The 25,265-nt window shown below is 66.0% G+C and carries 25 protein-coding genes; 9 read left to right on the top strand and 16 right to left on the bottom strand.

Annotation, left to right across the window (positions count from 1 at the left end; translation table 11 throughout):
* Nucleotides 1-127: 127 nt before the first annotated feature.
* Nucleotides 128-2,368, top strand: coding sequence for a S9 family peptidase (locus NG701_RS19740; RefSeq protein WP_252570157.1), 2,241 nt, complete (start codon nucleotides 128-130; stop codon nucleotides 2,366-2,368).
* A 76-nt stretch (nucleotides 2,369-2,444) separates the two neighbouring features.
* On the opposite strand, the gene NG701_RS19745 is transcribed toward NG701_RS19740, so the two are convergent.
* The 4 genes from NG701_RS19745 to NG701_RS19760 form a co-directional block, all read right to left on the bottom strand.
* Nucleotides 2,445-3,020 (bottom strand): SRPBCC family protein, encoded by a 576-nt coding sequence (locus NG701_RS19745; RefSeq protein ID WP_252570182.1) that lies wholly within the window; start codon nucleotides 3,018-3,020, stop codon nucleotides 2,445-2,447.
* 82 nt (nucleotides 3,021-3,102) lie between these two features.
* Nucleotides 3,103-4,170, bottom strand: coding sequence for an IS110 family RNA-guided transposase (locus tag NG701_RS19750; RefSeq protein WP_252570185.1), 1,068 nt, complete (start codon nucleotides 4,168-4,170; stop codon nucleotides 3,103-3,105).
* A gap of 228 nt (nucleotides 4,171-4,398) precedes the next feature.
* Nucleotides 4,399-4,980, bottom strand: coding sequence for a GNAT family N-acetyltransferase (locus NG701_RS19755; protein ID WP_252570187.1), 582 nt, complete (start codon nucleotides 4,978-4,980; stop codon nucleotides 4,399-4,401).
* An 80-nt stretch (nucleotides 4,981-5,060) separates the two neighbouring features.
* Complete coding sequence (locus NG701_RS19760; protein ID WP_252570189.1) at nucleotides 5,061-6,227, bottom strand: acetate kinase; 1,167 nt, start codon at nucleotides 6,225-6,227, stop codon at nucleotides 5,061-5,063.
* Between the two features lie 148 nt (nucleotides 6,228-6,375).
* On the opposite strand from NG701_RS19760, the gene NG701_RS19765 reads away from it, so the two are divergent.
* From NG701_RS19765 to NG701_RS19775, 3 genes are all read left to right on the top strand, one after another.
* Nucleotides 6,376-7,491, top strand: coding sequence for a GTP-binding protein (locus NG701_RS19765; RefSeq protein WP_252570191.1), 1,116 nt, complete (start codon nucleotides 6,376-6,378; stop codon nucleotides 7,489-7,491).
* A 68-nt stretch (nucleotides 7,492-7,559) separates the two neighbouring features.
* Nucleotides 7,560-7,682 (top strand): type B 50S ribosomal protein L36, encoded by a 123-nt coding sequence (ykgO, locus tag NG701_RS19770; protein ID WP_058931424.1) that lies wholly within the window; start codon nucleotides 7,560-7,562, stop codon nucleotides 7,680-7,682.
* Between the two features lie 96 nt (nucleotides 7,683-7,778).
* Nucleotides 7,779-8,063, top strand: a complete 285-nt coding sequence (locus tag NG701_RS19775; protein WP_252570194.1) for a hypothetical protein — start codon at nucleotides 7,779-7,781, stop codon at nucleotides 8,061-8,063.
* Nucleotides 8,064-8,140: 77 nt separating this feature from the next.
* Here NG701_RS19775 and pta read toward each other — a convergent pair whose 3' ends face one another.
* The gene (gene pta, locus NG701_RS19780) at nucleotides 8,141-10,228 is read right to left on the bottom strand and encodes a phosphate acetyltransferase (RefSeq protein ID WP_252570579.1); all 2,088 of its coding nucleotides are present in this window, start codon (nucleotides 10,226-10,228) and stop codon (nucleotides 8,141-8,143) included.
* Between the two features lie 236 nt (nucleotides 10,229-10,464).
* On the opposite strand from pta, the gene NG701_RS19785 reads away from it, so the two are divergent.
* From NG701_RS19785 to NG701_RS19795, 3 genes are all read left to right on the top strand, one after another.
* Nucleotides 10,465-10,950, top strand: coding sequence for a hotdog fold thioesterase (locus NG701_RS19785; RefSeq protein WP_252570196.1), 486 nt, complete (start codon nucleotides 10,465-10,467; stop codon nucleotides 10,948-10,950).
* Nucleotides 10,951-10,956: 6 nt separating this feature from the next.
* Complete coding sequence (gene paaK, locus NG701_RS19790; RefSeq protein WP_252570199.1) at nucleotides 10,957-12,321, top strand: phenylacetate--CoA ligase PaaK; 1,365 nt, start codon at nucleotides 10,957-10,959, stop codon at nucleotides 12,319-12,321.
* A gap of 79 nt (nucleotides 12,322-12,400) precedes the next feature.
* Complete coding sequence (locus NG701_RS19795; protein WP_056346431.1) at nucleotides 12,401-13,006, top strand: TetR/AcrR family transcriptional regulator; 606 nt, start codon at nucleotides 12,401-12,403, stop codon at nucleotides 13,004-13,006.
* A gap of 39 nt (nucleotides 13,007-13,045) precedes the next feature.
* On the opposite strand, the gene NG701_RS19800 is transcribed toward NG701_RS19795, so the two are convergent.
* Entirely contained in the window at nucleotides 13,046-13,453 is a 408-nt protein-coding gene (locus NG701_RS19800) for a VOC family protein (protein ID WP_252570201.1), read from the bottom strand.
* A gap of 162 nt (nucleotides 13,454-13,615) precedes the next feature.
* Entirely contained in the window at nucleotides 13,616-15,718 is a 2,103-nt protein-coding gene (paaZ, locus tag NG701_RS19805) for a phenylacetic acid degradation bifunctional protein PaaZ (RefSeq protein WP_252570203.1), read from the bottom strand.
* Between the two features lie 132 nt (nucleotides 15,719-15,850).
* Here paaZ and NG701_RS19810 point away from each other — a divergent pair, with 132 nt between their 5' ends.
* Complete coding sequence (locus NG701_RS19810) at nucleotides 15,851-16,306, top strand: PaaI family thioesterase (RefSeq protein ID WP_374208718.1); 456 nt, start codon at nucleotides 15,851-15,853, stop codon at nucleotides 16,304-16,306.
* A gap of 62 nt (nucleotides 16,307-16,368) precedes the next feature.
* Here the strand turns inward: NG701_RS19810 and NG701_RS19815 are convergent, their stop codons facing one another.
* From NG701_RS19815 to NG701_RS19825, 3 genes are read right to left on the bottom strand one after another with little or no spacing between them, the layout of a single operon-like run.
* Nucleotides 16,369-18,414: a trypsin-like serine protease gene (locus NG701_RS19815; RefSeq protein ID WP_252570205.1), complete on the bottom strand. Its 2,046-nt coding sequence runs from the start codon at nucleotides 18,412-18,414 to the stop codon at nucleotides 16,369-16,371.
* Between the two features lie 22 nt (nucleotides 18,415-18,436).
* On the bottom strand, nucleotides 18,437-18,685 hold the full coding sequence (locus NG701_RS19820; RefSeq protein ID WP_252570207.1) for a hypothetical protein: 249 nt from the start codon (nucleotides 18,683-18,685) through the stop codon (nucleotides 18,437-18,439).
* On the bottom strand, nucleotides 18,682-19,377 hold the full coding sequence (locus NG701_RS19825; protein ID WP_252570209.1) for a tyrosine-protein phosphatase: 696 nt from the start codon (nucleotides 19,375-19,377) through the stop codon (nucleotides 18,682-18,684). Before NG701_RS19825 ends, NG701_RS19820 begins: the two co-directional genes overlap by 4 nt.
* A 208-nt stretch (nucleotides 19,378-19,585) precedes the next feature.
* Between NG701_RS19825 and NG701_RS19830 the strand changes: the two genes are divergently transcribed.
* Nucleotides 19,586-20,395 carry an SGNH/GDSL hydrolase family protein gene (locus NG701_RS19830; protein ID WP_252570211.1) on the top strand — a complete coding sequence of 270 codons (810 nt, stop codon included), beginning with the start codon at nucleotides 19,586-19,588 and terminating at the stop codon, nucleotides 20,393-20,395.
* A gap of 84 nt (nucleotides 20,396-20,479) precedes the next feature.
* Here the strand turns inward: NG701_RS19830 and NG701_RS19835 are convergent, their stop codons facing one another.
* The 6 genes from NG701_RS19835 to NG701_RS19860 all read right to left on the bottom strand — a co-directional run bounded on the left by NG701_RS19835 (nucleotide 20,480) and on the right by NG701_RS19860 (nucleotide 25,212).
* Nucleotides 20,480-21,088, bottom strand: a complete 609-nt coding sequence (locus tag NG701_RS19835; RefSeq protein ID WP_252570213.1) for a GNAT family N-acetyltransferase — start codon at nucleotides 21,086-21,088, stop codon at nucleotides 20,480-20,482.
* A gap of 9 nt (nucleotides 21,089-21,097) precedes the next feature.
* Nucleotides 21,098-21,958, bottom strand: coding sequence for a 3-hydroxyacyl-CoA dehydrogenase family protein (locus NG701_RS19840; RefSeq protein ID WP_252570215.1), 861 nt, complete (start codon nucleotides 21,956-21,958; stop codon nucleotides 21,098-21,100).
* Nucleotides 21,955-22,788 carry an enoyl-CoA hydratase/isomerase family protein gene (locus NG701_RS19845; protein WP_252570217.1) on the bottom strand — a complete coding sequence of 278 codons (834 nt, stop codon included), beginning with the start codon at nucleotides 22,786-22,788 and terminating at the stop codon, nucleotides 21,955-21,957. Before NG701_RS19845 ends, NG701_RS19840 begins: the two co-directional genes overlap by 4 nt.
* Nucleotides 22,788-23,999 carry a thiolase family protein gene (locus NG701_RS19850; RefSeq protein ID WP_252570219.1) on the bottom strand — a complete coding sequence of 404 codons (1,212 nt, stop codon included), beginning with the start codon at nucleotides 23,997-23,999 and terminating at the stop codon, nucleotides 22,788-22,790. The genes NG701_RS19845 and NG701_RS19850 overlap by 1 nt, the downstream gene beginning before the upstream one ends.
* A 92-nt stretch (nucleotides 24,000-24,091) precedes the next feature.
* The gene (locus NG701_RS19855) at nucleotides 24,092-24,754 is read right to left on the bottom strand and encodes a pentapeptide repeat-containing protein (RefSeq protein ID WP_252570221.1); all 663 of its coding nucleotides are present in this window, start codon (nucleotides 24,752-24,754) and stop codon (nucleotides 24,092-24,094) included.
* Nucleotides 24,754-25,212 (bottom strand): SRPBCC family protein, encoded by a 459-nt coding sequence (locus NG701_RS19860; protein ID WP_252570223.1) that lies wholly within the window; start codon nucleotides 25,210-25,212, stop codon nucleotides 24,754-24,756. Before NG701_RS19860 ends, NG701_RS19855 begins: the two co-directional genes overlap by 1 nt.
* Between the last annotated feature and the right edge of the window lie 53 nt (nucleotides 25,213-25,265).

Below are 25,265 nucleotides of genomic sequence, written 5' to 3' on the forward strand. Positions count from 1 at the left end.
ATCTATCACTTACAGTCGCTTTGCCCCCGGCTTAGGGACCAAAAGTGAAAGATCAACGTGGCAGGAGGGGGCTACCCCGGTAGCGAACGGCGGCCTTTTTGTCGGCGCGGCTCTATATATTGAAGGCATGACCCAGACTCCGCTGCAGGATTCCGCCAGTTCGTCCGCCGCCGCCTCCCCCGCGCCCCCAGTGGCCAAGAAGGTCCCGCACGAGCGGACACACCATGGCGACACTTTCGTGGACAACTACGAGTGGCTGCGCGAGAAGGAATCCGCCGAGGTGGTTGAGCATCTGAAGGCCGAGAACGCCTACCAGGAGGCGGTCACCGCCCACCAGGAGCCGCTGCGCGAGGCCATTTTCCAGGAAATCAAGGGCCGCACGCAGGAGACAGACCTGTCTGTCCCAAACCGCAAGGACGGCTGGTGGTACTTCAGCCGCTCGGTTGAGGGCAAGGAGTACGGCATCCAGTGCCGCGTCCGCGCCCAGGACACCGGCAACCCCGTGGCCGACTGGACTCCCCCCGCCGTGGAGGCCGGCGTCGAAATCCCCGGCGAGGAAGTGCTGCTGGACGGCAACCTTGAGGCCGAAGGCAAGCCGTTCTTCTCGGTGGGCGGCTCGGCCGTCACGGTGGACGGGCACCTTTACGCCTACGCCGTGGACAACGCCGGCGACGAACGTTTCACCCTCCACATCAAGGACCTCCGCACGGGTGAACTCCTGCCGGACGTCATCGAGAACATCTTCTACGGCGTCAGCTTCTCCCCCGACGGCACCCGTATCTTCTACACCGTGGTGGACGAGTCGTGGCGCCCGTACCAGGTCAAGTCCCACGTCCTGGGCACGCCGGCCACCGACGATGAGGTGATTTACCAGGAGGACGACGTCGCCATGTGGCTGGGCTTTGAGCTCTCCTCTGACAGGCGCCACCTCGTGCTGGGCATCGGCTGCTCCGAGTACAGCGAGACCCGCCTGCTGCGTTTTGATGACCCGACGGCGGCCCTCACCACCGTGATTTCACGGGACGAGCGCGTCCTCTACGAGGCCGAACCGTTCCTCCTCACCGGTCCTGACGGCGAAAAATCAGAGCGCATTCTGCTCACGCACAACCGCGGTGCCATCAACTCCATGGTCTCCTTGGCGGACCCCGCCGAGCTCACCAAGCCGCTGGCCGAGCAGCACTGGAGCACCGTCGTCGAGCATTCCGACGACGTCCGCGTCAACGGTGCCGGCGTCACCTCCACGCACCTGATTGTGTCCGTCCGCAAGGACACCATCGAACGCGTCCAGGTGCTGGGACTGGCCGGCCTCGGTACGCCCGCTCAGGAAGCTCCGGTGGAACCGGCGTTCGACGAGGAGCTGTACACGTCCGGCGTCGGCGGTTCGGACTACGAGGCACCGGTCATCCGGCTGGGCTACACGTCCTACTTCACGCCGTCGCGCGTCTACGACTTTGTGCTGCCCACCGCGGCGCAGCCCGCCGGCGAACTGCTGCTCCGCAAGGAAAGCCCGGTGCTGGGCGGCTACGACGGCAGCGACTACGTGGCCACCCGCGAATGGGCCGACGCCGCGGACGGCACGCGGGTCCCCCTGTCTGTGCTGCGGCACAAGAGCGTCAAACAGGATTCGACGGCGGCTGGCCTGGTCTACGGGTACGGCTCCTACGAACTGAGCATGGACCCCGGTTTCGGCATCGCGCGGCTGTCGCTGTTGGACCGCGGTGTGGTGTTTGTGATCGCGCACATCCGCGGCGGCGGCGAGCTGGGCCGGCACTGGTATGAGGACGGCAAGAAGCTCGCCAAGAAGAACACCTTCACGGACTTTTTGGACGCCACCGACTGGCTGGCCAAATCCGGGTGGGTGGATCCGTCCCGAATTGCGGCACTGGGCGGCTCGGCGGGCGGCCTGCTGATGGGTGCCGTGGCCAACCTCGCACCGGAAAAGTACGCCGCAGTGGTGGCGCAGGTGCCGTTCGTGGATGCCCTCACCACCATCCTGGACCCGGAGCTTCCGCTGTCCGCGCTGGAATGGGAGGAGTGGGGCAACCCCATTACGGATCCCAAGGTGTACGCCTACATGAAGTCGTACTCGCCGTACGAGAACGTGCATTCAGTTGCTTACCCCAAGGTGGCCGCGGTGACGTCCTTTAACGACACGCGCGTCCTGTACGTGGAGCCGGCCAAATGGGTCCAGGAGCTGCGGAACAAGACCACCGGCACGGAGCCTGTGGTGATGAAGATCGAGATGGACGGCGGGCACGGCGGCGCGTCCGGGCGCTATGTCCAGTGGCGCGAGCGGGCGTGGGACTACGCGTTCATCGCCGATTCACTGGGCGCTACGGAGCTGCTCCCGGGGGCCGGCCTAAAGTAGTCCATCGATTGCTCCGTAACCGCCGTTTTGAGCGCCCTAAAGGGCCGTTACGGAGCAATCGATCCGATCTCGCGGCTCAGCCGTCATCCCGGCCGTATTCGGGGTGCTCAGTGAGCAACTCGGCGAGGGTCGCGAGATTGGCGCGGACAGTCCGGGCCTGGGCTTGTTCCACGAACCGGTCGGCCAGCTTGCCGAACACCCCGCCCAGGCCAGATGCCGCATCGATCCGGAAGTTCAGGCGGGTCCCGTCACCTTCAGGTTCGAGTGCATTGGTGACAGTGAATTCCAGCTTTCCTTCCACCGAGCGGGATACAAGGCGGGTTGGAGGCTGGAATTCGATGACCTCCGTTGTCCAGTCGAATTTCCTGCCCACCACCTTGCTGACGCCCTTGACCCGTGTGCCGACTGCAACAGGCTCGGTCCCGACCGTTTCGGCATGGACCGCCGAGGAGTCCCAGACTGGAATGTTTTCGCCCTTTGACAGGAAATTGAAGACTTCCTGTGGCGGGCGGGCAATGTAGACGTTTTCTTCCACGGTGGGCATCGGATTCTCCTCGGACACGCCTGTTGCCAGCGCGGCATGGCCGGCAGCTAGGCACAACGCCAGTTTGGCCTTGGCCCAGCAGGCAGTCAATGGCCTGAGATAACCCATCGGTTGCTCCATAGCCGCCGTTTTCAGCGCTCAAAAGGGCCGTTACGGAGCAATCGATCGGATCTCGACGCTCCTATGGTTGTCAAGCGGCTTGTTGAAGGGTTTGGTGGCGTTGTTGGATCTTGATGAGGATGGGATGAATTTCGCGGCAGACGTAGCGTTTGAGTAGCCGCATAGCCTCGCGTTTGCCCTTCCCTCGGGCCAGGGATTTGGTCATGTAGTCCTTGGTGGCTTGGTGGCCTTTCAAGCGGCTGACAATGATGCGGTGGAGGGCGGCGTTGCCTTGCCGGTTCCCTCCTCTGTTCAGCCGGTTTCTGTTCGTTTTCCCGGAGGACGCGGGGATCGGAGCCGCGCCGCAGAGGTGGGCGAGAGCTGATTCGCTGGTGATCCTGTCAACGTTCTCCCCGGTCACGGTCAGTAGGGCCGCAGCAACGTCGGGACCGACGCCGTGGACGGCCAGAAGCTCCGGGGCGTAGTCCTTGACCAGGGCCTCGTAGTCCTTCAGCAGGGCCGCGGCTTCGGCCTGCAGCGCCAGATGCCTGTTCCCGAGTGCTTTCAGGGCCGTCTTGCTGTGTTGGGTCACCAGGTCATCAGTCTTGAGCGCGCGCAGGCGCGTACAGGCACGGGAAAGTGGCTTGCCCGTCAGGCCAGCCAGCTTCTCACGCAACGTGTCCGGGGCGGAGACCAGCAGCCCCTTGAGCTGGTTCATCGTTTCGGTGCTCTGCTTGATGACCAGCCGCTTGGTGGTGTGCAGGACCCGGATCGCCTCGACGTGGCCCTCACGGGTCTTCGGGACCGTCGTGGCGCGCTGGGCGAGCACGGCCCGGGCCGCGGAATACGCATCAATCTTGTCCGTCTTGCCCCGCAGACGCCGCTCCTGCTTATCCGGGGCAATGACGTCAACGACCTCGATGCCGGCAACCCGGAATCGTTTGGTCAGCCCGGCACCATAGGAACCCGTCCCTTCCACACCGGCACGCAGGACCTGCCCGTGACCGGCCACCCAGTCCAGGACCTCCCCGTACCCGGCCGGGGTCGCCGGGAACTGGCGGTCCGCGACCGCTGCACCCAACGTCGTGATAATGGCAACGTGGTGGAAGTCCTTATGGGTGTCCACACCAATGATGATTTTATGAATGTTTTCCGGCATGCTGGAAGAAGCCCTTTCGTGAGGGTCAGCGTTCAGGAATGCCAACAGACAAGTCAGTAACGGGACTGGAGTCAGGCTCCTATTAAGTCATGCACGGCATTCCTGAACGCATCACTAATTAGTGACGGGGACCAGGCCGGCCGACGCATCGAAATAAAGACAGCCAAAGCGTCAGACAGGCTCTGAGTCAGACCAACCCGACCCCCACATCAATCATTACTGACGGGCTCAGGCTCGATCACCGTCAGGCTCGATCACCGGGAGCGCGCGCCATTCGTCCTCGAGGATCGCGTACATCAGCTCAGTGGCCCACTGGCCCTTGTAATGCCACTTGTCGATGAAACGGGCTTCCAACCGCATGCCCAGCCGTTCGCACAAGGCGGCGGAGGCGGTGTTCAGGGCGTCGAGCTTTGCCTCGATCCGGTGCATCCCCAGTTCGTCGAATCCCAGCATCAGCACCGCATCCGCGGCCTCGGCCCCGTAGCCGTTGCCCCGCGCGGCCGGCGCCAGGCTCCATCCGACTTCGCCCTGCCCGCTGCCCGGCAGCCACTTCAGCACCACCTCGCCGAGGAGTCCCGGGCCGTCCACGGCCTCGATGGCCAGGCATATCCAGTCGCCCTCCTTCTCGAAGACGAAGTTGGCGTACTTGCCCACGGACTCCATGCACTTGGTGTAGCTCTTGGCCTCCCCCGGCAGGAAGCGAGCCGTTTCAGGCAGCGAATGGTAGGCATGGAAGGTGTCCAGGTCCGCAGCTTCGAACCGGCGCAGGATCAACCGCTCGGTGCGGATGGGTAAAGTGATCTCAGGCATGGACTGAGGCTACCCCGCAGCCCGGTGATCGAGCTTGTCAGGGTTTTGACAGGCTCAAACACCGGGGCGGACAAGCTCGATCACCGGGTACCAGCGGAGTGGACGACGGCGGCAGTTGCCTCTGCGATGGCGCGCTCCTCGTCGGTGGGCACCACCAAAACGGGAATGACGGACGCTGCCGAGGAAATCACCCGCGGTTCCTTGGACCGCTGACTGTTCAGGCCGGCGTCGAGCTCTATGCCCAGCGCGTGCAGCCTGTCAGTCACGAGGGCGCGGAACTGGTGCGAGTTTTCGCCGATCCCGGCCGAGAACACGAGTGCCTTGGCACCCCCGACGGCCACGTGGTAGCCGCCGATGTACTTGGCCAGCCGGTAGGACGCGACCGCGAGCGCCATCGAAGCCTTGGCGTCGCCGGCCTCTGACGCCTCCACCACCGAGCGCATGTCGTTGTTCCCGGCGAGCCCCTTCAGCCCCGATTCGCGGTTGAGCATGGTGTCGATGTCCTCCGGCGTCCACCCGTACCGGCCGAGGAATACCAGGATGGAGGGATCAAGGTCGCCTGAGCGGGTGCCCATCACCAGGCCCTCCAGCGGCGTGAAGCCCATGGACGTGTCCACCGAATGACCGCGACGGATGGCCGTGACGGAGGCGCCGTTCCCCAGGTGGGCGATCACGCCGTCGAACTCGTCCACGGGAAGATCCAGCAGCGCGGCGGCGCGGTGCGTGACGTACTCGTGCGAGGTGCCGTGGAAGCCATAGCGGCGGATGCCGTGGTTCGTGTAGAGCTCGTCCGGAACGGCGTAGCGCCAGGCGTGCTCGGGCAGGGTGCGGTGGAAAGCTGTGTCGAACACGGCCACCTGCGGCAGGTCCGGCCACTTCTTGCTGATGGCGCGGATGCCCAGGACGTTGGCGGGGTTGTGCAGCGGCGCCAGCGGGTTGAGGCGCTCGATGGCACGGGTGATCTCGTTGTCGATCAGCACTGGCTCGGCGAACCTCTCGCCGCCGTGCACCACACGGTGGCCCACCGCCGCCAGTTCGAGGTCCCCGAGCTCGGCATGGATCGCGGCATCTACCAGTTCCAGCGCCTCCGCATGGTCCCGGGGGCCCTCGATTTCGCCGTCGCCATCACCGCCGTTGCCCATGCCGATCTTCTCGATCATCCCTTCGGTCAGCACAATGCCGGCGGCCACGTCCCGGACCTGGTACTTGAGCGAGGACGAACCGGAATTGATAACGAGCACAAGCATGGGGGCCTCCTGAAGCCTTGGTGCCGCTGGCACAGCTGACGAGGGGTGGTGCTGGAGCCTGGCGCAGCGCTCCCCGGGATCCACTCTATAAGTTGCCCCTTGGATACTTCGGTTGCAAATGATAATGATTCTCATTAGAGTGATCGCCATGCATATCACTGTGATCAGCTCCCTGGACGCCCTGTGCCGCCAGCAAGCCTGCCAAGACGCGGCCGCGGCCAATCCCGGCGCCGTGGTGGTCCTGCACGACCTGTTGGAGAACGGCGTGGTCATCCGCAGGATCTCCAGCCAGTCCGGGCTTGTGGAGCGCGCCGAGACGCAGCTGGAACACGGCTGCCTGAGCTGCACCGTGCGGCTGGACCTCGTGCCCACCATCGAGCGGCTGCTGGAACGCGGGGAGACCCAAGCCATCATCGGGCTCCCTCCGGCCGTGTCTGCGGAGGCCGCGATCGGAGCCCTGCGGCGTGGCCTTTCCCGCCCGGTGACGATTGATTCCGCTGTCCTTGCCTGCGCCCCTGACACGCTTGAGGACCACATTTGGGACCACCACACCCTGTTTGAGTCCGGGTTCACGCCGGTCCCGGAGGACCAGCGCACTGCTGGTGAATTCCTTATCGGCGAGCTGTCGTTCAATGACACCGTCCTGCTGGCGGAGGTGGACCTATTTCCGGCCGACCCCGCCCTGCGTGTTCGCGGCGTGCAACTGGTCAGGGAACTGGCCCCTCACGCTGACGTGGCGGAAAACGCCCGCCTCATCCGCCCAGGCCGCCACAACTACCACGACGCCCTGAGCCGGACGGTCCCCGGTTCGGTGCGGATCCCGGCGTCGTCCTCAACGTCACCGTTCACTACCGTCACGCACCGGGCCCAACGGCCGCTGCACCCTGAGCGGTTCCGGCACGCCCTGGCGTCCCTCGCGGAAGGGTGCTGCTGGTTGCGGGGACGCCTGTGGATCGCCGCCGCACCGCAGTGCCGGATCGCCATCCAGGGCATCGGCCCGCGTGTCTGGCTCGAAAATACCGGACCGTGGCTGGCAGACCAGGACGCCGGTGCGGCGCCCGATCCCCTCAACCATGTGGACGCCCACCTGGACTGGCATCCGGAACACGGGGACCGCGGAAGCGTGCTGGCCGCGACCGGAGAGGGCATGGACCCGGGGGAAATTGCGCAGCTGCTCTCCGCCTGCGAACTCACCGACGCGGAGATGGAGGCCGGGTTCGCCGGTCTGACCGACCCGTTCCAGCTCGACCCCGCCCCGTTCTGAACGGCCCCGGCTTCACACTGCACCTACCCGCAACCGTCAAAACCGCTACTAATACAAGGAGCAAGCCCATGAAAGTCAGAAACTCCCTCCGCGCCCTGAAGAAGGTTCCCGGCGCCCAGATCGTCCGACGCCGGGGCCGCACCTTTGTGATCAACAAGAAGAATCCGCGGATGAAGGCCCGTCAGGGCTGAGGCTACAGACCGGCTCACCCCGCGCCTGCCGTTGCGTCAGCCGCGGCAGGCGCTTAGAGTCGGCGGACACGTTGCACTACGCAGAGAGGGACTTCCATGCCGAACGACACCACTCAGCCCGACAACACCGAACCCGAGACGGAAGAACCCGCCCCCGGCACCGAGCCCAGCACCACAGGCTCCGGCACCAAGGACCCCACCGTCGTCGAGGGCGCCAACCCGGCCCTGGACGATACCGGAAAGCCCAAAGCCTCGGAAGTGGGCGAGGCGCCTGAGCAACCCAAGGATCCACAAAACCTGGACCTTACTCCCGAAGGACTCTCCGACGAGCCCGCCAAGGAAGAAGACCCGGACAGCTTGGCCAAGCCGGAAAACAGCTAAGCCAGCGCGGCTCCGACACCGGTGATTGAGCCTGTCGAAACCGAGTCGAGGGGTTTCGACAGGCTCAACCACCGGTATTAGACCGCTGCCGGGGACGGCACCTGCGCCTGGATGGCCGTGATGGCCACCGTGTTCACGATGTCCTCCACGGTGCAGCCGCGCGAGAGGTCGTTGACCGGCTTGCGCAGGCCCTGCAGGACGGGCCCGACGGCGACCGCCCCGGAACTCTGCTGCACCGCCTTGTACGTGTTGTTGCCGGTGTTCAGGTCCGGGAAGATGAACACCGTCGCCTGCCCCGCCACCGACGAGCCGGGCATTTTGGACTCCGCGATGGAAGCGTCCACGGCGGCGTCGTACTGGATGGGGCCTTCGACGGCGAGATCCGGGCGGCGTCTACGCACCAGTTCGGTGGCCAGTCGGACTTCGTCCACGGCCTCCCCGGAACCCGAGCCGCCGGTGGAGTAGGACAGCATGGCCACCCGCGGCTCCACCCCGAACTGCACGGCGGTTTCGGCGGAGGCGAGGGCGATGTCCGCCAACTGCTCCACGTTGGGGTCCGGGTTCACGGCGCAGTCGCCATAGACCAGCACGCGGTCCGGCATCAGCATCAGGAACACGGAGGACACGATCTTCACGCCGTCGCGCGTTTTGACGAACTCCAGCGCCGGGCGGATGGTGTGCGCCGTGGTGTGGGCGGCGCCGGACACCATGCCGTCCACCACGCCCAGCTGGACCATCATGGTGCCGAAGTAGCTGCCGTCCTGCATGATTTCCAGCGCCTTGGGCAGGTCCACGCCCTTGTGCGCGCGCAGCTCGGCGTACTTCTCCGCGAACCCCTGCCGCAGTTCCGAGGTGGCCGGGTCCACGATGTTGATCCCGGCGAGGTCGATGCCGTTTGCCGCTGCCAGCTCGCGGACCTGCGAATCCGGTCCCAGCAGGGTGAGGTCGCAGACGTCGCGGCGGTGCAGGATTTCGGCGGCCTGCAGGATCCGGACGTCCGTTCCCTCCGGCAGCACCACGTGCCGGCGCTGCCCCCTGGCCCGTTCGATGAGGTCGTGCAGGAACCGCAGCGGGGTCATCCGTTCCAGGCGCGGCAGGTGGAGGCGCTCCACGAGTTCAGCCTCATCCACCCGTTTGGACCACAGGCCCAGCGCGGAGGCCACCTTGCGGCGGTGCCCGGACCAGATCTCGCTGCGGACCTCGGAGACCCGCTTGGCCGTGGTGTAGGTGTCCTCGCTGGCGGCAAACACGGGGAACGGCGCCTGCGCCAGGAGCGGGTAGATGTTGGCGTCCGGGGACAGGCCGCCGGTCAGGATCAGCGCGGACGGCACCGGGAACTCCGGCGAGAACGACGACGCCAGGCAGGCCACCATCACGTCCGCGCGGTCGCCGGGAACGATCACCAGGGCACCCTCGTCCAGCACGTTCAGGAAGTTGCCCACATTCATGGCGGCCACCTTAATGTCCCGCACGTCGCGTTCCATATCCGCGAGGCCGGCGATCTGGCGCACCCCGAGGGCCGTGGCTACCTCGCCGGTGGTGGGCCGCGCGATCTCCTCAAGCTCCGGCAGGACGTACACGGGCCGATTGGATGCACCCGGTTTGATGGCGGCCGCGATTTCCTCCACCAAGTCCGGGTCCGCGCGGTTCACCATGATGGCCAGCAGCGTGCACTTTTCGGCCACCAGCTCCTTGCGGGCAACCTCGACGGCGGCCGCTGCCTCCGCGACGCTGAGCCCCTTGGCGCCCACCACGGCAACCACCGGCGCGGCCAGGTTGTTGGCCAGCCGGGCGTTGAGATCAAACTCGACGGCGGCGTCCTGGCCGGTGAGGTCCGTCCCCTCCACGATCACCACGTCACAATGTTTGGCAATCTCGGCGAAGATCTCCACGCAGCGGGCATCGATGTCAGCGCGTTTTCCGTCTGCCAGGAGGGCACGCACTTCGGTGGACGTCAGGCCGCCACGGCAACGGTCGTCGTCGAGCGCGAAGCGTGATTTCATCAGCGCCACCATGGGGTCGTTGGCGGCGTCCGGGCCGTGGACCACCGGTTTGAAGAAGCCGATCCGGTCCGCGTGCCGGTGGAGCGTGTCCGCGAGGCCCAGGGCCACGAGCGATTTGCCCGACCCCGGGGTGGTAGCGCTGACGTAGATGCCTTTGGCCATGGTCCGCCCTTTGCTGTGCGTGGTGCCGGTCCCTCCATCCTTGCACTTCCCTGGCAGCGCGTGGCGGCCGAACCCTGCGCCGGGCGCCAGGCCCGCGAGATCGCACGTGGTGGCAACGTCCGAGGTCACGACTGCCGCCAAATGTCATCTCACGGAGAGGCCCAGCCCTTGACACAGGCCCCGCATCTGGGATTACCTAATGAACATTCGGTATATAAAGCTGGAGGCAATGACGCATGGCTGAAGCAGCACTCTCCGGGGCCACCCACCCCATCCTGGAAAACGACTACGCCTCCGAATGGATGGGCATCGAGGTCCTCGCCGTCAGCGACGGGCACGCCACCATCCGCATGACCCTCCGGCAGGAAATGCTCAACGGCTTCGGCATGGCGCACGGCGGAATGATCTTCGCCTTCGCCGACTCCGCCTTCGCCCTGGCCTGCAACCCGGTCAATCCCACCCCGAAAGAGGCCGACAGCATCACCGTTGCCGCCGGCGTCGACATCAACTTCCTCAAGCCCGCCTACCGCGGCCAGGTGATCACCGCCGTCGCGGACCGCCGTTCCAGCTCTGGGCGCAGCGGACTCTACGACATCCAGATTTTCGCCGCCGACGCCGACGCGCAGCCCGGTGCGCAGCCCGATTCGCTACCCAGCTCCGGCAACCCTGGGGAACTCATTGCCGAGTTCCGCGGACGCAGCCGCACCATCCCCAAGAAGTAGGACACCATGACCCTCCACGCCCCCGAAACCCCCATCCCTCAGTCCACCGCCCAGGGCACAGATCCCATCCTGGACCGCGAGGAGACCATCTCCCGCGACGAACTCGAAGCCCTTCAGCTCACCCGCCTGCAGCACACCGTGGCCTACGCCTACGACCGCGTGCCGCTCTACAAGCGCAAATTCGACGACGCCGGCATCCACCCAGCGGACCTGCGCGAACTCAGCGACCTCGGCAACTTCCCCTTCACCACCAAGGAAGACCTGCGCGCCGAGTACCCGTTCGGCATGTTCGCCGTGCCGCAGAGCGAAGTAGCCCGCGTGCACGCAAGTTCGGGCACCACGGGCCGGCCCACCGTCGTCGGGTACACCAAACAGGACCTGGCCGACTGGTCCAAACTCGTGGCGCGCTGCCTCCGCGCGTCAGGCGTCCGGCCCGGCATGAAGGTCCACAACGCCTACGGCTACGGCCTGTTCACGGGCGGCCTTGGCGCGCACGCCGGCGCCGAAGCACTGGGCTGCACCGTCATCCCGATGTCCGGCGGGCAGACCGAACGCCAGATCCAGCTCATCCAGGACTTCCAGCCGGACGCCATCCTGGCCACGCCCACGTACCTGCTCACCATCGCCGATGCCATGGCGCACATGGGCATCGACCCGACGTCGACCTCGCTCAAGTACGCGGTCCTGGGCGCCGAACCGTGGACGCAGGAGATGCGGCACGAACTCGAAGTCACCATGAACATCAAGGCCTGCGACATCTACGGCCTGTCCGAGGTGATGGGCCCGGGCGTCGCCGGCGAAGCCGTGGAAACCCAGGACGGCAGCCACATCTGGGAGGACCACTTCCGCCCCGAAATCATCGACGCGTTCAACCCCTCAGTGGGCAAGGAGAACGTGCTGCGCGATGGCGAACATGGCGAACTGGTCTTCACGTCGCTCACCAAGGAAGCCCTGCCGATCATCCGCTACCGCACCAAGGACCTCACCCGTCTGCTGCCCGGCACCGCCCGCCCCGCGCACCGCCGGATGGGCCGCATCACCGGCCGCAGCGACGACATGATCATCCTCCGCGGCGTCAACCTGTTCCCGTCCCAGATCGAGGAAATCGCGCTGCGCATCCCCGAGCTCAGCCCGCATTTCCAGCTCGAACTCACCCGCCCCGAGGGCCAGCGGATGGACCAGCTGACGGTCAAGATCGAGCGCCGGGACACGGTGACAGCTGAGCAGAGTACGACGGCGGCACGCACCTTGCAGGAGCAGATCAAGATCCACGTGGGTTCTTCGTGCGCCGTTGACGTGGTGGAGCCGGGTTCACTGGAGCGGTCAAACGGCAAACTGCGGCGGATCTACGACCTGCGGCCCAAGGCGTAGGGCCCAGTAGCGTCGTGGGCGAACGTGTTGGGCTGCGGCGCTGCAGGGATTACCGAACGTTCGTGGGAAAATAGCCGGTATGCCCACTACAGCAGTCCCCAGCAAGCGCGGCCGTCCCGGTTACGACCAGCAGTCGGTGCTGCTCATCGCCGTCGACGTCTTCAACCGGCACGGCTATGACGCCACCTCCATGGGCATCCTCGCCGAGAACCTGGGCATCTCGAAATCGGCCATCTACCACCACGTGCCGTCCAAGGGCGACCTCCTGAAGCTCGCGCTCGATCATGCGCTCGGTGGCCTGGAATCAATCCTCGAACAGCCCGGGGCGCAAAGCGGCGCCGCCGATGCACGGCTGGAATTTGTCCTGCGGCAGACCGTGGCGGTGCTGGTGGAGCGCCTGCCGTTTGTCACGCTGCTCCTCCGGTTGCGGGGCAACACCGACATTGAGCGCGACGCCCTGGAACGGCGTCGCGCGTTTGATCACGAGGTGGCCGCCCTCATTTCCGCAGCCCGCGACGAAGGCTCGCTGCGCCAGGACATCGATCCTCGCACCGTTACGCGCCTGCTGTTCGGCACCATCAACTCAATCGTGGAATGGTACAAACCGGGCGGCTCCCTCACGCCGGAAAAACTGGCCGACGACGTCATCACCATCGCGTTCGACGGGCTCCACGCGCAGCACTAGGGAATGCTGTTGCCTGCTTAGTGCGACCTGCTGAGGCGGTCAGAGCTGGTATTCGGCCTGCATACCCAACGTCTCGTGAACGCAGAGGATGTTGTGCTCCGTGTCCATGAACCAGGCGCATTTCTCGGAGTCCGTGGTGCAGATGTGGTTCTCGGTCTTGAGGTTGGGCAGATCGTAATCCTGGAACCGGACGCCCTTGGCCTCCATGTCCTGCACGATCCGCTCAATGTCTCGCACCTCGAAACTGAGGGCGGTGTGCTCGGAGTGCTTCCCGTCCGAGACCGGCAACAACTGCAGCATCGGGCCGCCGTCGCTACCGAGTAATTCGCTTCCATCGTCTGTCATTCCGCGGTGCGGGAGGCCCAGTTTTTCGGTGTAGAAACTGCGGGCACGCGCTGCGTCATCGACAGGCAGGATGGTTGTGGCTGTGTTCAGGGCTAGGTTCATTTGGCCACCTCCTACGGTGGAAATTTTACGCCGCGGCAACCCGGAAAGATCCAAACGCTCTCTAACTTCCTGCAGGAAAACCCCCAACGCTCCCTCACCCCTTAATCAAGAGTGCGAGAGCGTTGGGGAAAAACGTGCAGGAAGTGAGAGAGCGTCTGGGGGCTACTTTTCGACGAGGGTGAGGACGTCGTAGGTGGCCACGATCTCGTCGTTCTGGTTGGTCAGGAGCGCGTCCCAGGCCACTTCGCCGTACTCGTCGGTTTCGCGCGGCGTGATCTTCTTGGCCGTCAGGGTCACCCGGATGGAGTCCCCCGCGGCAACGGGCGTGATGAAGCGGAGGTTCTCCAGGCCGTAGTTGGCCAGGACCGGGCCCGGCGCCGGTTCCACGAACAACCCGGCGGCCCAGCTCAGCAGCAGGTACCCGTGCGCCACGATGCCCGGGAAGAACGGGTTGGCTTCGGCTGCCTCCTGGTTGGTGTGGGCATAGAAGGTGTCGCCGGTGGAGTTGGCGAACGCCGAGATGTCCGCCAACGACACTTGACGCAGCTCGGACCGGACGGCGTCCCCGATCCGCAACGAAGCCAGCGACTTCCGGAACGGGTGCGTGCCTTCCGTCTCCACCGTGAAGTTCCGGTCCGCCCCGGTGTGCCAGAGGCCGGTGACGGCGGTGAGCATGTTGGGCGAACCCTGGATGGCGGTGCGCTGCATATGGTGCATGACCGAGCGGATGCCGCCGAGTTCCTCGCCGCCGCCGGCGCGGCCGGGACCGCCGTGGACCAGGTGCGGGACGGGTGAGCCGTGCCCGGTGGAGCTGCGGGCGTCCTCGCGGTTGAGCATGAGGACACGGCCGTGGTGTGCGGCGATTCCGGTGACGAGTTCGCGGGCCACGGCCGGATCGTTGGTGCACACCGAGGCCACGAGGGAGCCGCCGCCCCGGGCGGCGAGGCGGACGGCGTCGGGCAGGTCCGTGTATCCGATCACGGAGGCTACCGGGCCGAACGCCTCCAGGGAGTGGATCGCGTCAGTCTCCGCGTCAGCCCAGCTCAGCACCACCGGCGACATAAAGGCGCCAGCATCCACTACGCCCGTGGCGCCGCCGGCAGAGGTGACCGACGGCGAATCGAGCGTCCCGTACGCAACTTCACCGCCGGCGTCGAGCATTGACTGCACCGCGGCGCGGACGTCTGTGAGCTGCTCGAGCGACGCCAAAGCGCCCATGGTGACACCGTCGGCGCGGGGATCCCCCAGCACCACACGCTCGTCCACGCGCCTGCCGATCGCGGCGATCACCGCCGGCACCAGCTCCTGCGGGACAATGGCGCGGCGGATGGACGTGCACTTCTGGCCCGCCTTGACCGTCATTTCGGTGACCACTGACTTGATGAAAGCGTCGAATTCCGGGGTGCCCTCCACCGCGTCGGGACCAAGGATGGCGGCGTTGAGGGAGTCCGTTTCGGACGTGAACCGGACGCCGCCCTGCACCACGTTGGGATGCGATTTCAGCGACAGCGCGGTGGACGCGGAGCCGGTGAAGGCCACCAGGTCGCGGTAGTCCAGCACATCCAGAAGGCCGCGGACAGAGCCGGAAATCAGCTGCAGCGAGCCCTTCGGCAGGATGTTGGATTCGATGATCGCCTTCACCACGGCCGCGGCCACGTAGCCGGTGGGGGTGGCCGGCTTGACGATGGTGGGGACCCCGGCGATGAATGCTGGCGCGAGTTTCTCCAGCATGCCCCAGACCGGGAAGTTGAACGCGTTGATCTGCACGGCGACGCCGGGGATGCGCGTGTAGATGTGCTCGGCCACGAACGAGCCATCTTTGGACAGCACCTCCATGGGACCGTCCACCACTACCTGCGAATTGGGCAGCTCGCGCCGGCCCTTGGAGCCGAACGTGAAGAGGACGCCGATGCCGCCGTCGATGTCGATCATCGAGTCGATCTTCGTGGCACCGGTCTGGGCCGAAAACGTATAGAAATGCTCGCGCCGGGCGTTCAGGTACTGCGCCAGCTCCTTGAGCTTGAGCGCGCGCTGGTGGAAGGTCAGCTTTCCCAGTTCCGCCTGTCCCGTGGTGCGGCCGTAATCCACGACGGCGGCAAGGTCCAGGCCGTCGGTGCTCACCTTGGCCAGGACTTCCCCGGTGCTCGCATCCCGCACGGGAACAGCGGACGCTGCCGAACCGGCGTCGGGAGTCCACCAGGAATCCTGGATGAAACTGGGAACGGTCTGGACGGTGTCGACTGTGGTTTCTGCAGTGGTGGTCATCGTTGACGGGTCCTTCCAAGGCGGGGACAAAACGCGGCCAGGGCTTTACTGACCGTCCGTTCGGTAATATGTCTACAGTACATGACTGTGCTGTACCGCACACTGGAAGTTCCGCCTCGCCAAAGGAGACCCATGACCGCCCTATCCCCCGACGACGCTGCGCCGGACACCACGCCGGGCGCCACGCCGGGCGCCACGCCGTGGAAGATCGTCCTCGGCGAGCTCGACGAGAAGATGGGCGTGAAAATCCTGGAGGAATCGGTCGAGCGCGTGGTGGCGACGATGCCTGTGGAGGGCAACAGGCAGTCGTTCGGGTTGCTGCACGGCGGCGCGTCCTTGGCGGTGGGCGAGGCCGTGGGCTCCTGGGCGGCCGTGATCCACGCCAGCACGTTGGGGAAAACTGCCGTGGGGGTGGACGTCTCCGCGACGCACCACCGCTCCGCGCGCGAGGGCCAAATCACCATCACCGCCACGCCGATCTACCTCGGCGGCACCCTGACGACGCACGAGGTCCTGATCACCAACGACGCCGGCCAGCGCCTCTGCACGCTGCGCATCACCAACCTGCTGATGAAGCCGAAGAAGTAGCCGTTCCACCCCATGTAAGTAGCACGAAGTGTCGTTTTGAGCGGTCAAAACGACAGATAGCGCTACCTAGTTGGGGTGGGGCGCTGCCGCTTCCGCCGCTTCGCCAACACCAGGAACACACCGCCGACGGCGAGCGCACCAGCCGCGAGGCCGGCGAGCAGAATCAGTCCGGACGTTCCGGTGTTGGCCAGGTTTGCCGCTCTGCTGTCACCGAGCGGACGTACGACGGCGGCGCTGTCACCTTTTGGGGGCACCGCACTGTTCGTGGCCGGCACCTCAGCCGGGGCCTGAGATTGCGGGGCCGGCTGGGAGGGCTGGGAGGGCTGGCTGACGGGGGCGAAGTCGAAGGCCGCGGCGCCGGACGTGCTGAAGCCATTGACCGTTTCCGCCGTGAAACGCAGCGGACCGGCCACCGCGGGGGCAGCAAAGGACCACGCACCGCCGGCATCCACGGGAACCTCAATGGGCGCCTGGCCACTCACGGTGATCCTGACCTTCGAACCCGCCGCGACAGCCGCCGCCGGAGCCGCGGCCACCGTGCCGGTGACGGTCTGGCCGGCGTCGAACGTTGCCCCCGGCGCGGGCGACGTCACCGTCGGCTTGTTGAGGAAAAGTTCCAGCTGGTAGCCGGGAAGCACGGCCAATGAGTCCTGCAGGGTGGCGGCCACGGCGAAGTTTTTGACAAAGTTGCCATTCTCATCCGGGGTGTCCCCGGCCGAGTGCGTGCCCACCGCGTAGTTCCCACTGACCCAGGGCCCGCCCGAGTCGCCGCCGCTGGACTGGACATCGAAGGACAGGAAACCGTTGAAGGCCCGCAGGTCTGCGGGGGCCGACGTGATGCCCTGGACCACGTAGATCCCCACCTCGTCGATGGTTCCGCAGGACCATGCTGATGTGCGGCCGGAGCGGCAGACCGGCTGGCCCACCACCGGGTTGGCCGCCCCGATGATCTTGACGTCCAGGCCGGCCTGAGAAGGATCGTTCCACGTACTGGCGGCGGGGAGCGGGTCCAGGTCTGCGCGGATGGATCCGATCGCGGCCACATCGGTGCCCACATTGCCCGGGTTGGTCAGGTCCAGCGGATTCAGCACAGTGGAGTTTCCGGGTCCGCCGAACTGGCTGAACCCGAAGGTCCCCAGCAGGCCGCCACGGTTCCATTGCGGAAATTCCACGGTGGCCGTTGCCGCGGCGCCGTCGTCAGCGCAGTGACCGGCCGTGAGGACGCCCGGCAGGCCTGCCGGGTCAAAGACTGAGAAGCCGGCGGAGCAGATTTTTCCGATGTCGGTGAAGTACCCCTGGCCGCCGGAAAGGTCGGCCTGCGGCGCGAGCGGCGCCCCGGCGTCGAGCTCCACGTTGGCGTAACGGGCCACAAACTCGGCGGGCGAGATCTTGCCGTCCGGGTTGGGGCTGGAGAGGCTCGAATCTCCGGCATTGGCCGAATCAGGCACCGTCGCCTCGGACCCGTTGATTCCGCCCGTACGGACTACGAACCTGCTCCCCGTGTACGCCACGGCCTGCAACCCTGCCGCGCCCACGTCGCGGAGGTACGCCTGGTACAGCTCCTGGGTGCTCCGAGCCAGTTCGGTCCCGGTCGACTGGGTGCCGCTTGCGGCCGGCGCGTCGGTTTCCTCAGTGGGAGCGTCCGACGGCGGCGCGGCGGGAGTCGCTTCAAGGGTCACGGCAGGGATGGTCACGCTGAGCCGGGCCACCTCCGCCTCCAGCTCGGCCCCCGTGCCGGCAACCAGAATGCTGCCGCCGTGGAGCCGGGTTCCGAGGTAGCCGGGGACGTCCCGCAGGGCCGCCGCAACGCCTGCGGCCTGCTTGCCCAGCTGGCCGGCAGCCGCGAACTCGTCTGGGGTGAGGCCAAGATCGCGGAGGGCGGCTTCCCGAAGGCCGGCGTCGCTGGGCTTCGCGTCGCTCGGCTGGACGTCACTGACTCCGGAACCACCCGCCGTCGGGCTTTCCACAGCGTCCGGCGGCGAAGCGGCCGGCGAAGCAATCGGCGGCGGCTCAACGGCCGGCTGTTCAGCCGCCCAGGCCGGCACGGCTCCGAGCCCCACGGAAAGTGCCACTCCGGCAGCCGCTGCTGCTGCAAATACGCGTTTCAACCTGTGTGCCGTCGCTTTCGTTCTATTCATCTGTATCCCTCCGCCGTGCCCTATACGCGGCGACCACCGCGGCCAGGCACAAAACTGCCCCGCCCACCATCAGGAAGATCTGGCCCGGGAGCCACGCGCCGTCGACGGTCCCGTCGCCGAGCCCGAAGTTCTCCTCCGCTGTCCCGAAGTCTGAAGCGAGGACGGCCCACAACGGCCCGGCAACCAGCATCACCACTCCTGCTACCGCGAGCGACGCCGCCACATACTTCATGGAATTCATGGCGACACCCGGCTGCCGAGCAGGCTTGAGACCGCTTCTAGTTCGGCCTCGGACAGGCCGTTGCGCAGCAGGAAGGTGCGTGTTTCCAGCTCCCGGACAAACTCCACCACGGTCCGGCCGCGCCGCTCCAGCAGGGGTGCCAGCTCAGCGTCGTCGATGTAGCGTTCGCCAGCATGGGGCGGGCCGTGCGTCCGGAAGCGTTCGTTGATGCCTCGGGCGGCTTTGGCGTAGCCGTCCGCAATGAGCTGGTCCGTGTCGCCGGCGAGGTCCTGCAGCATGGCCGCGACCATGCCGCTGCGGTCCCGGCCCGCCGCGCAGTGAACGACGACGGCGCCGGCTTCGGCTGCGGCGACAGCTCGGAACACCGCCACGAACTTCTCCGGGTAGAGCCTGACATTGTGCAGATAGTGGGCGGGATCATTAAGGTACGGTCCGCAGACGGCGGTGAACCGCGGATCATCAGGTTCTTCAGTGGGTGCGGCGACGATCGTGACGCCGGACCAGGCCGCTTCGGCCACGGCAGGGTCGGCATCCCGGCGCTGCGCTTCACGGGAGTTACGAAGATCAATCACGGTGCGGACGCCGTCGTCGTGCGCCTGCCGCCATCCTGCCTCGGTGAGCCATTCGCGGCGCCCCATCCGATAGACGCGGCCGGCAACGTGCCAGGCATTCACAGCCCCGTCCCAGCCCACGGCTCCGCCTGTCGTCTCCACCCGGACAGCTAACCACAAAAGCCGCCGCCGGCACGCGATTGGCACGTAGTGGAACAGGTACCGCGGGCAGGTGGCCGCGCACAAAAACGCGTACTCCGGGCCCGTGACGGGGCCCTTGCGCTAGGCGTACCGTGGCTGTTACATGCCCGTCTCATTGGTCCAATTGATAGTCAAAAGGGGAAATTCGATGGCAATTTCAACAGTACGACGGCGGCGCTCAGCTTTTGCGGCCGGCCTCGCCACCATGGCAATGGCTTTGGGCTTCGCAGCCATCCCGGCCGAAGCGGCGCAGTCGCCACTAACCGACTATGTGGCGCTGGGCGATTCCTACGCCGCCGGGCAAGGTGCGGCACCCTACACGGACCGGACGTGCTTTGTGAGCCGCAGGGGGTATCCAGTCATTGCGGACAACCTGAAGGGTGTCCAGTTGAACGCGAATGCAGGGTGTTCTGGGTACACATCTGGAGCAGTGGCCGGCAACCTGCCGTCCAGCGTCACTGGCGCAGAGGTCATCACCATTACGGTCGGCGCAAACGACGTCGGCACCACGGGAATACTTCTGGCCTGCCTCCCGGCGCCGTCGTCAGCCGAGTGCGGAGGCGCCCTCGGTGCCACGCAGGCAAAACTGACGGACGGTACCCTGGCCACGTCACTGTTCACAATGGTCAGCTTCATCCGGTCCCAGGCGCCCAACGCCAAGATCGTCCTGACGGGCTATCCGCGACTCTTCGCCCCTGACCACCCGTTCGCCCCGGTGGCCAACCCCATGGTGGACGGGCTTAACGGCGTCATCGCAGGTGTCGCCGGCGTAACCGGATCCCAATTCGTCGACGTCACGGGCGCCTTTGCAGGCCACGGCGTGGGTTCTGCCGCGCCATGGATCAACTTCAACGCCGCCAACATCCTGGACCCCGCCAATTTCCATCCCACCGGGGAGGGCTACCGGCTGGGCTACTATGCCTCACTGGTCAGCCAACGCGCCTACGTTCTGAGCTAGCCCCTCCCGGTTTTTTGTCCAGATATCGCCATTTAGCAGACGGTTTGAGGGGTTTATCTGGACAAAAACTCGGAGGTACGGCCGTTACGCGTGCTTGGCGAGTCGGTGCTCCAGCCCGTTCCGGACCATGGGCCACTCGTGCTCCAGGATTGAAAACACCACGGTGTCGCGCAGGACGCCGTCGCTGGTCCGCCGGTGGCTGCGCAGCACGCCGTCCTGCTTCGCACCCAGCCTGGCGATCGCTTCCCTGGATTGGAGGTTCAGCCAGTGCGTACAGAACTCCACGGCCACGCAGCCCAGGGTTTCGAACGCGTGCCGCAACAGCAGGAGTTTGGAGTCGGGGTTGGTGCCGGTGCCGTGGACCGACGCGGCGTTCCACGTGTAACCGACCTCCACACGGGGCGTGCCGGCGTCGATATTGCAGTAAGTGGTCATGCCGATGATCCGGCCCGGGCCGCCGGTGGCAGGATCGATCAGTCGCGTGGTGAACGGCAGCATGGACCCCTGATCCTGCATCGCCAGCCTGCGGTCGATGTCCGCGGCCATCCCGTCCGGCGCCGGGACAGACGTGTACCAGAGCTTCCACAGGTTGCCATCCTGCGCGGCCGCCACCAGACCGTCATGGTGATCTCGCTTCAGCGGCTCAAGAATCACGTGCCGGCCGGTCAGGGTGATGGGTTCAAAGAGGGTCACCCGGAAATCCTACTCAGCCCAGTCGAAGAATCCCTTGCCGGTTTTCCGTCCAAGCTCTCCGCGGGCCACCTTATCCTTGAGGATCTGCGGCGGCGCGAACCGCTCCCCCAGCGTCGAATGCAGGTACTCGGCAATGCCCAGCCGCACGTCCAGGCCCACTATGTCCGTGGTTCTCAGCGGGCCCGTGGGGTGCTTATAGCCCAGGACCATGGCAGCATCGATGTCCGCCGCGGACGCCACCCCCTCCTCCACCATGCGCATCGCCTCCAGCGCGATGGCCACACCCAGCCGTGACGAGGCAAAGCCGGGTGCGTCATTGACGACGACGGCGGTCTTGCCGAGTGCCTCGACCCACCGTTTCGCCGCCGCAGCCAGGTCCGGGGACGTCTGCTCGCCGAGCACCACTTCGATGAGGGTGGAGGCGGGGACGGGGTTGAAGAAGTGCAGGCCGAGGAAGTTCTGCGGCCGCTTGAGTTCGCGGGCCAGTCCGTTGACGGACAGGGACGACGTGTTGGAGGCCAGGTATGCGTCATCGGCCAGGCGCTCCTCGATGCCGCGGAGCGAGGTGACCTTCAGGCCCCACTCTTCGGGAACGGCTTCGACCACCAGCTGGCGGTCCTTGAAGTCGTCATAATCCACCGTGAAAGCGAGCCGCGACACCATCTCATCAAGGTTGACGTCGGTGGCTCCGCGTTCGATCGTCTTGGCGGCAGCGGATTCCACCCGTTCCCGGGCGGCTTCGGCGGACGCTTCATCGCGCTCCACCACCAAGACGTTGGCCCCGTTGATCAGGAACGCGTGGGCGATCCCCGCGCCCATGCGGCCACCGCCCAGGACGCCGACAGTTGCGGGAAGGTTCGGGTTCGTCATGGTTGTTTCTTCTCTGTCTCGTTGTCGCCTGATTTCTTGCCTGCTTTTTTGTCGAGGAAAGCCTGCATGCGGTCAAACTTGGCCTGGGATTCAAAAAGGATCCCCTGTGCCAGCTGGTCAATCAGCGGGTGGGCTTCGGCCGGGGCGTGGAAAACCGACTTTGTAATCCGCACGGCCAGCGGGTCCTGGCGTCCGATCCGGTCCGCCAGGTTGTGCGCGGCATCCATCAGCTCCGGCGCCTCGTGGATTTCGGTGATGAGGCTGGCAGCCAGAGCCTCCTCGGCGCGGAGGACCAGGCCCGCGAGCAGGATCTGCTTGGCCAATGGCTCCCCCACTAGCTCCTTGAGGCGCCAGCTGGCCCCGGCGGCGGCCAGGATCCCCAGCCCTGCTTCAGGGTTGCCGATCCGGACACTGGGCGTTCCGATCCGGAAGTCGGCGGCGTAGGCGAGCTCGGCGCCGCCGCCCAGGCAGTACCCGTCCAGGGCGGCAATGACCGGCATGGGCAGCTTCGCGATCCGCACGAAAATAGTGGAATTGATGCCCTGCAGGGCATCATCGCGGCGCCGCTCGCGCAGCTGGGCGATGTCCGCACCCGAGGCAAAGACGCCGTCGACCCCTGAGATGATCAGGACTTTGGGATTCTGCTCCAGCGCAGCGCAGACCACGTGCAGTTCGTCCACCATCTGCTGGTCAATGGCATTCCGGACCTCGGGGCGGTTGAGGAGGACCACCACACGGTCATCCCGCTCCTCGACCAGGAGGGTGCCGAAGTCAAGGGTGCTTAAGTGTCCGTTCGCGCTTTGTCCGTTCGCGCTGTCCGGGGCGGGCATCAGACACGCTCCAGCAGCATCGCGGTGCCTTGGCCCACGCCGATGCACATCGTTGCCAGGCCAATTTTGGCGTCCTCGCGCTCCATCCGGCCCAGCAGCGTGATGGCGATCCGTGACCCGCTGGAACCGAGCGGATGCCCCAGGCTGATGGCGCCGCCGTCGTTATTTACGATGCCTGGGTCCAGCCCGAGCCGGCGCATACTCGCGAGCGACTGTGTGGCGAACGCTTCGTTAAGCTCGACGGCGCCCAGGTCAACAACGCTGAGGCCGCTCCGGGCGAGCACTTTCTGCGTCGCCGGGACCGGGCCGATGCCCATGATTTCGGGTTCGCAGCCGGCGGAGGCGCCGTCGATGATCCGGGCCCGCGGTGTCAGGCCGAGCCTTTGGATGGCGGCCTCGGACGCGACGATGATGGCCGAAGCGCCGTCGTTCAGCGTGGACGAGTTCCCGGCGGTGACCACGGAACCGCCCGGGACTACGGGGCGGAGTCCGGCGAGGACCTCCAGGGTGGTGCCGGCGCGCGGGCCTTCATCGGTGTCCACCACCGTTTCCGACTTGCGGGACTTGACCGTCACCGGGACGATCTCGTCCTTGAACCGGCCCGCGGCGATGGCGGCGAGGGAACGCTCGTGGGAGCGGACCGCGAAGGCGTCGGCGTCCTCGCGGCTGATCCCGTCCACGCGGGCCACTTCTTCGGCGGTTTCCGGCATGGAGTACGTCATCTTGCCGTCCCGCGCCAGCCCGCCCTTCTGGAAGAGGGGGTTGACGAAGCGCCAGCCGATGGACGTATCGAAGATCTGTCCCGGTTTGGCGAACGCCGTGGCGGGTTTTTCCTGGGCCCACGGTGCCCGGCTCATGGACTCCACCCCGCCAGCGATCACTACGTCCGCGGCGCCGGACTTAATCATGTGGCTGGCCTGGATGATGGCGCTCAACCCGGAGGCGCACAGCCGGTTGACCGTGATGCCGGGGATGTGGAGGGGAAGCCCGGCCAGCAGGACTGCCATCCGGGCCACGTTGCGGTTCTCCTCGCCAGCGCCGTTTGCGTTGCCCAGGATGACTTCCTCGATACTGTCCGGATCCAGCCCGGCACGGGTCACGGCCTCGCGGACCACCAGTGCAGCCAGATCATCCGGGCGAACCGCCGATAACGCACCGCCATACCTGCCCACGGGAGTGCGGACGCCGCCAACAAGAAAAGCCTCGACCATAAGAACAAATCCTTTACGCCAGGGAGCCGGAATCTTCGGGGCCGTCCAGTGACCGCCCTATTTACCGACCGTTCGTTCTATAAAGACTACACTCACAGGACAAGGACGCCGAGGTGCCCGGCCAGGAGCGGCGCCAGCAGGCTCAGCTGGTAGTCGTCGATGACCACGCCGGCCAGGCTGCCGAGGCCGCTGATGGTCCGGAAGTCCGTGCCGCGAAGGTCAAAGTCCTTCAGCCGCGAGCCGGTGAGATCCAGGGTGCCGATGGTGCAGTTCTTGAGCGCCACCCGCGTCCCGGAGGCGGAACCGAGGTCCAGTTCGCTGATGATGCAGTCGCTGATGACAACGTCCGTCAGCTTGGACCCGCGCAGATTCAGGAAGTCCAGCTTGCCGCCGTCGATCCGGACCGACTGCCAACCGGTCTCATACAGCTCAGCCGAGCCCAGCCGCGGATTATTCAGGTGCACGTCCCGCCACGTGGAGCGGGCGGCCCGGAACACCGGCGCGTACAGCTCGGACAGGATGCAGTCCCGGAAGGTGGCCCCGCGGAGCTGGGTGTCGTTGAAGGAGACGCCCTGGAACTCACACTCGGCGAAATCCGTGCCGCTCAGCTCCAGACCGTCGGCGGCCGCCCGGCTGTACCGGACGCCGTCGTACCTTTCACCACGCCGGAAGTCCGGGGCCGGATCTTCAGTCAGGTCCTCCAGGCTGACCGGCGAGAGCCGGGGAGCCGTTACCTTATGGACCTTTGCCGCCACTAGAGGGATTCCGCTTTGGCCGCGATTTCCGCCAGGTCCTTGGTGAGCGCCTTGCGCGTCATGCTCATGCCCAGCTTGCCGAAGAGGGTCATGCTGACCTTGCTGAGCAGAGTGGGTTTGACAACGTCGGCGCCGAAGGTCAGCGTCAGGTCCGTCCCGCCGTCGCGCTCGGCGAGGCTGAAGCGCGAGGTGTAGTCAGCGCCGCCCTGGAGGGCCTTGACCGTGGTGCTACGGGGAGGATCTGCCTGCGCCACCCACATCTCCACTGTCTCCGAGCGGCCCATCATGGTCCGCGTTTCCTTCCAGCGCGTCCCTTCGCCATAAGGCCCGTCGCTGAGCATCTGCACGGCGTCGATGCCGGACAGGGTGGCGGCGGAACCGGGGATGTCCGAGATGACCGCCCAGACCTTTTCGGGCGTGGCATGGATGTGCCGGGTCAGGCTTGTGCTGTGTTCCATGCATCGAGCCTAGTCGGGGGCGCTGACATTCGACAGGCCGCTGATATCGGGGC

Origin of the sequence: Pseudarthrobacter cellobiosi, assembly GCF_023913815.1 — a bacterium.
Classification (GTDB): domain Bacteria; phylum Actinomycetota; class Actinomycetes; order Actinomycetales; family Micrococcaceae; genus Arthrobacter; species Arthrobacter cellobiosi.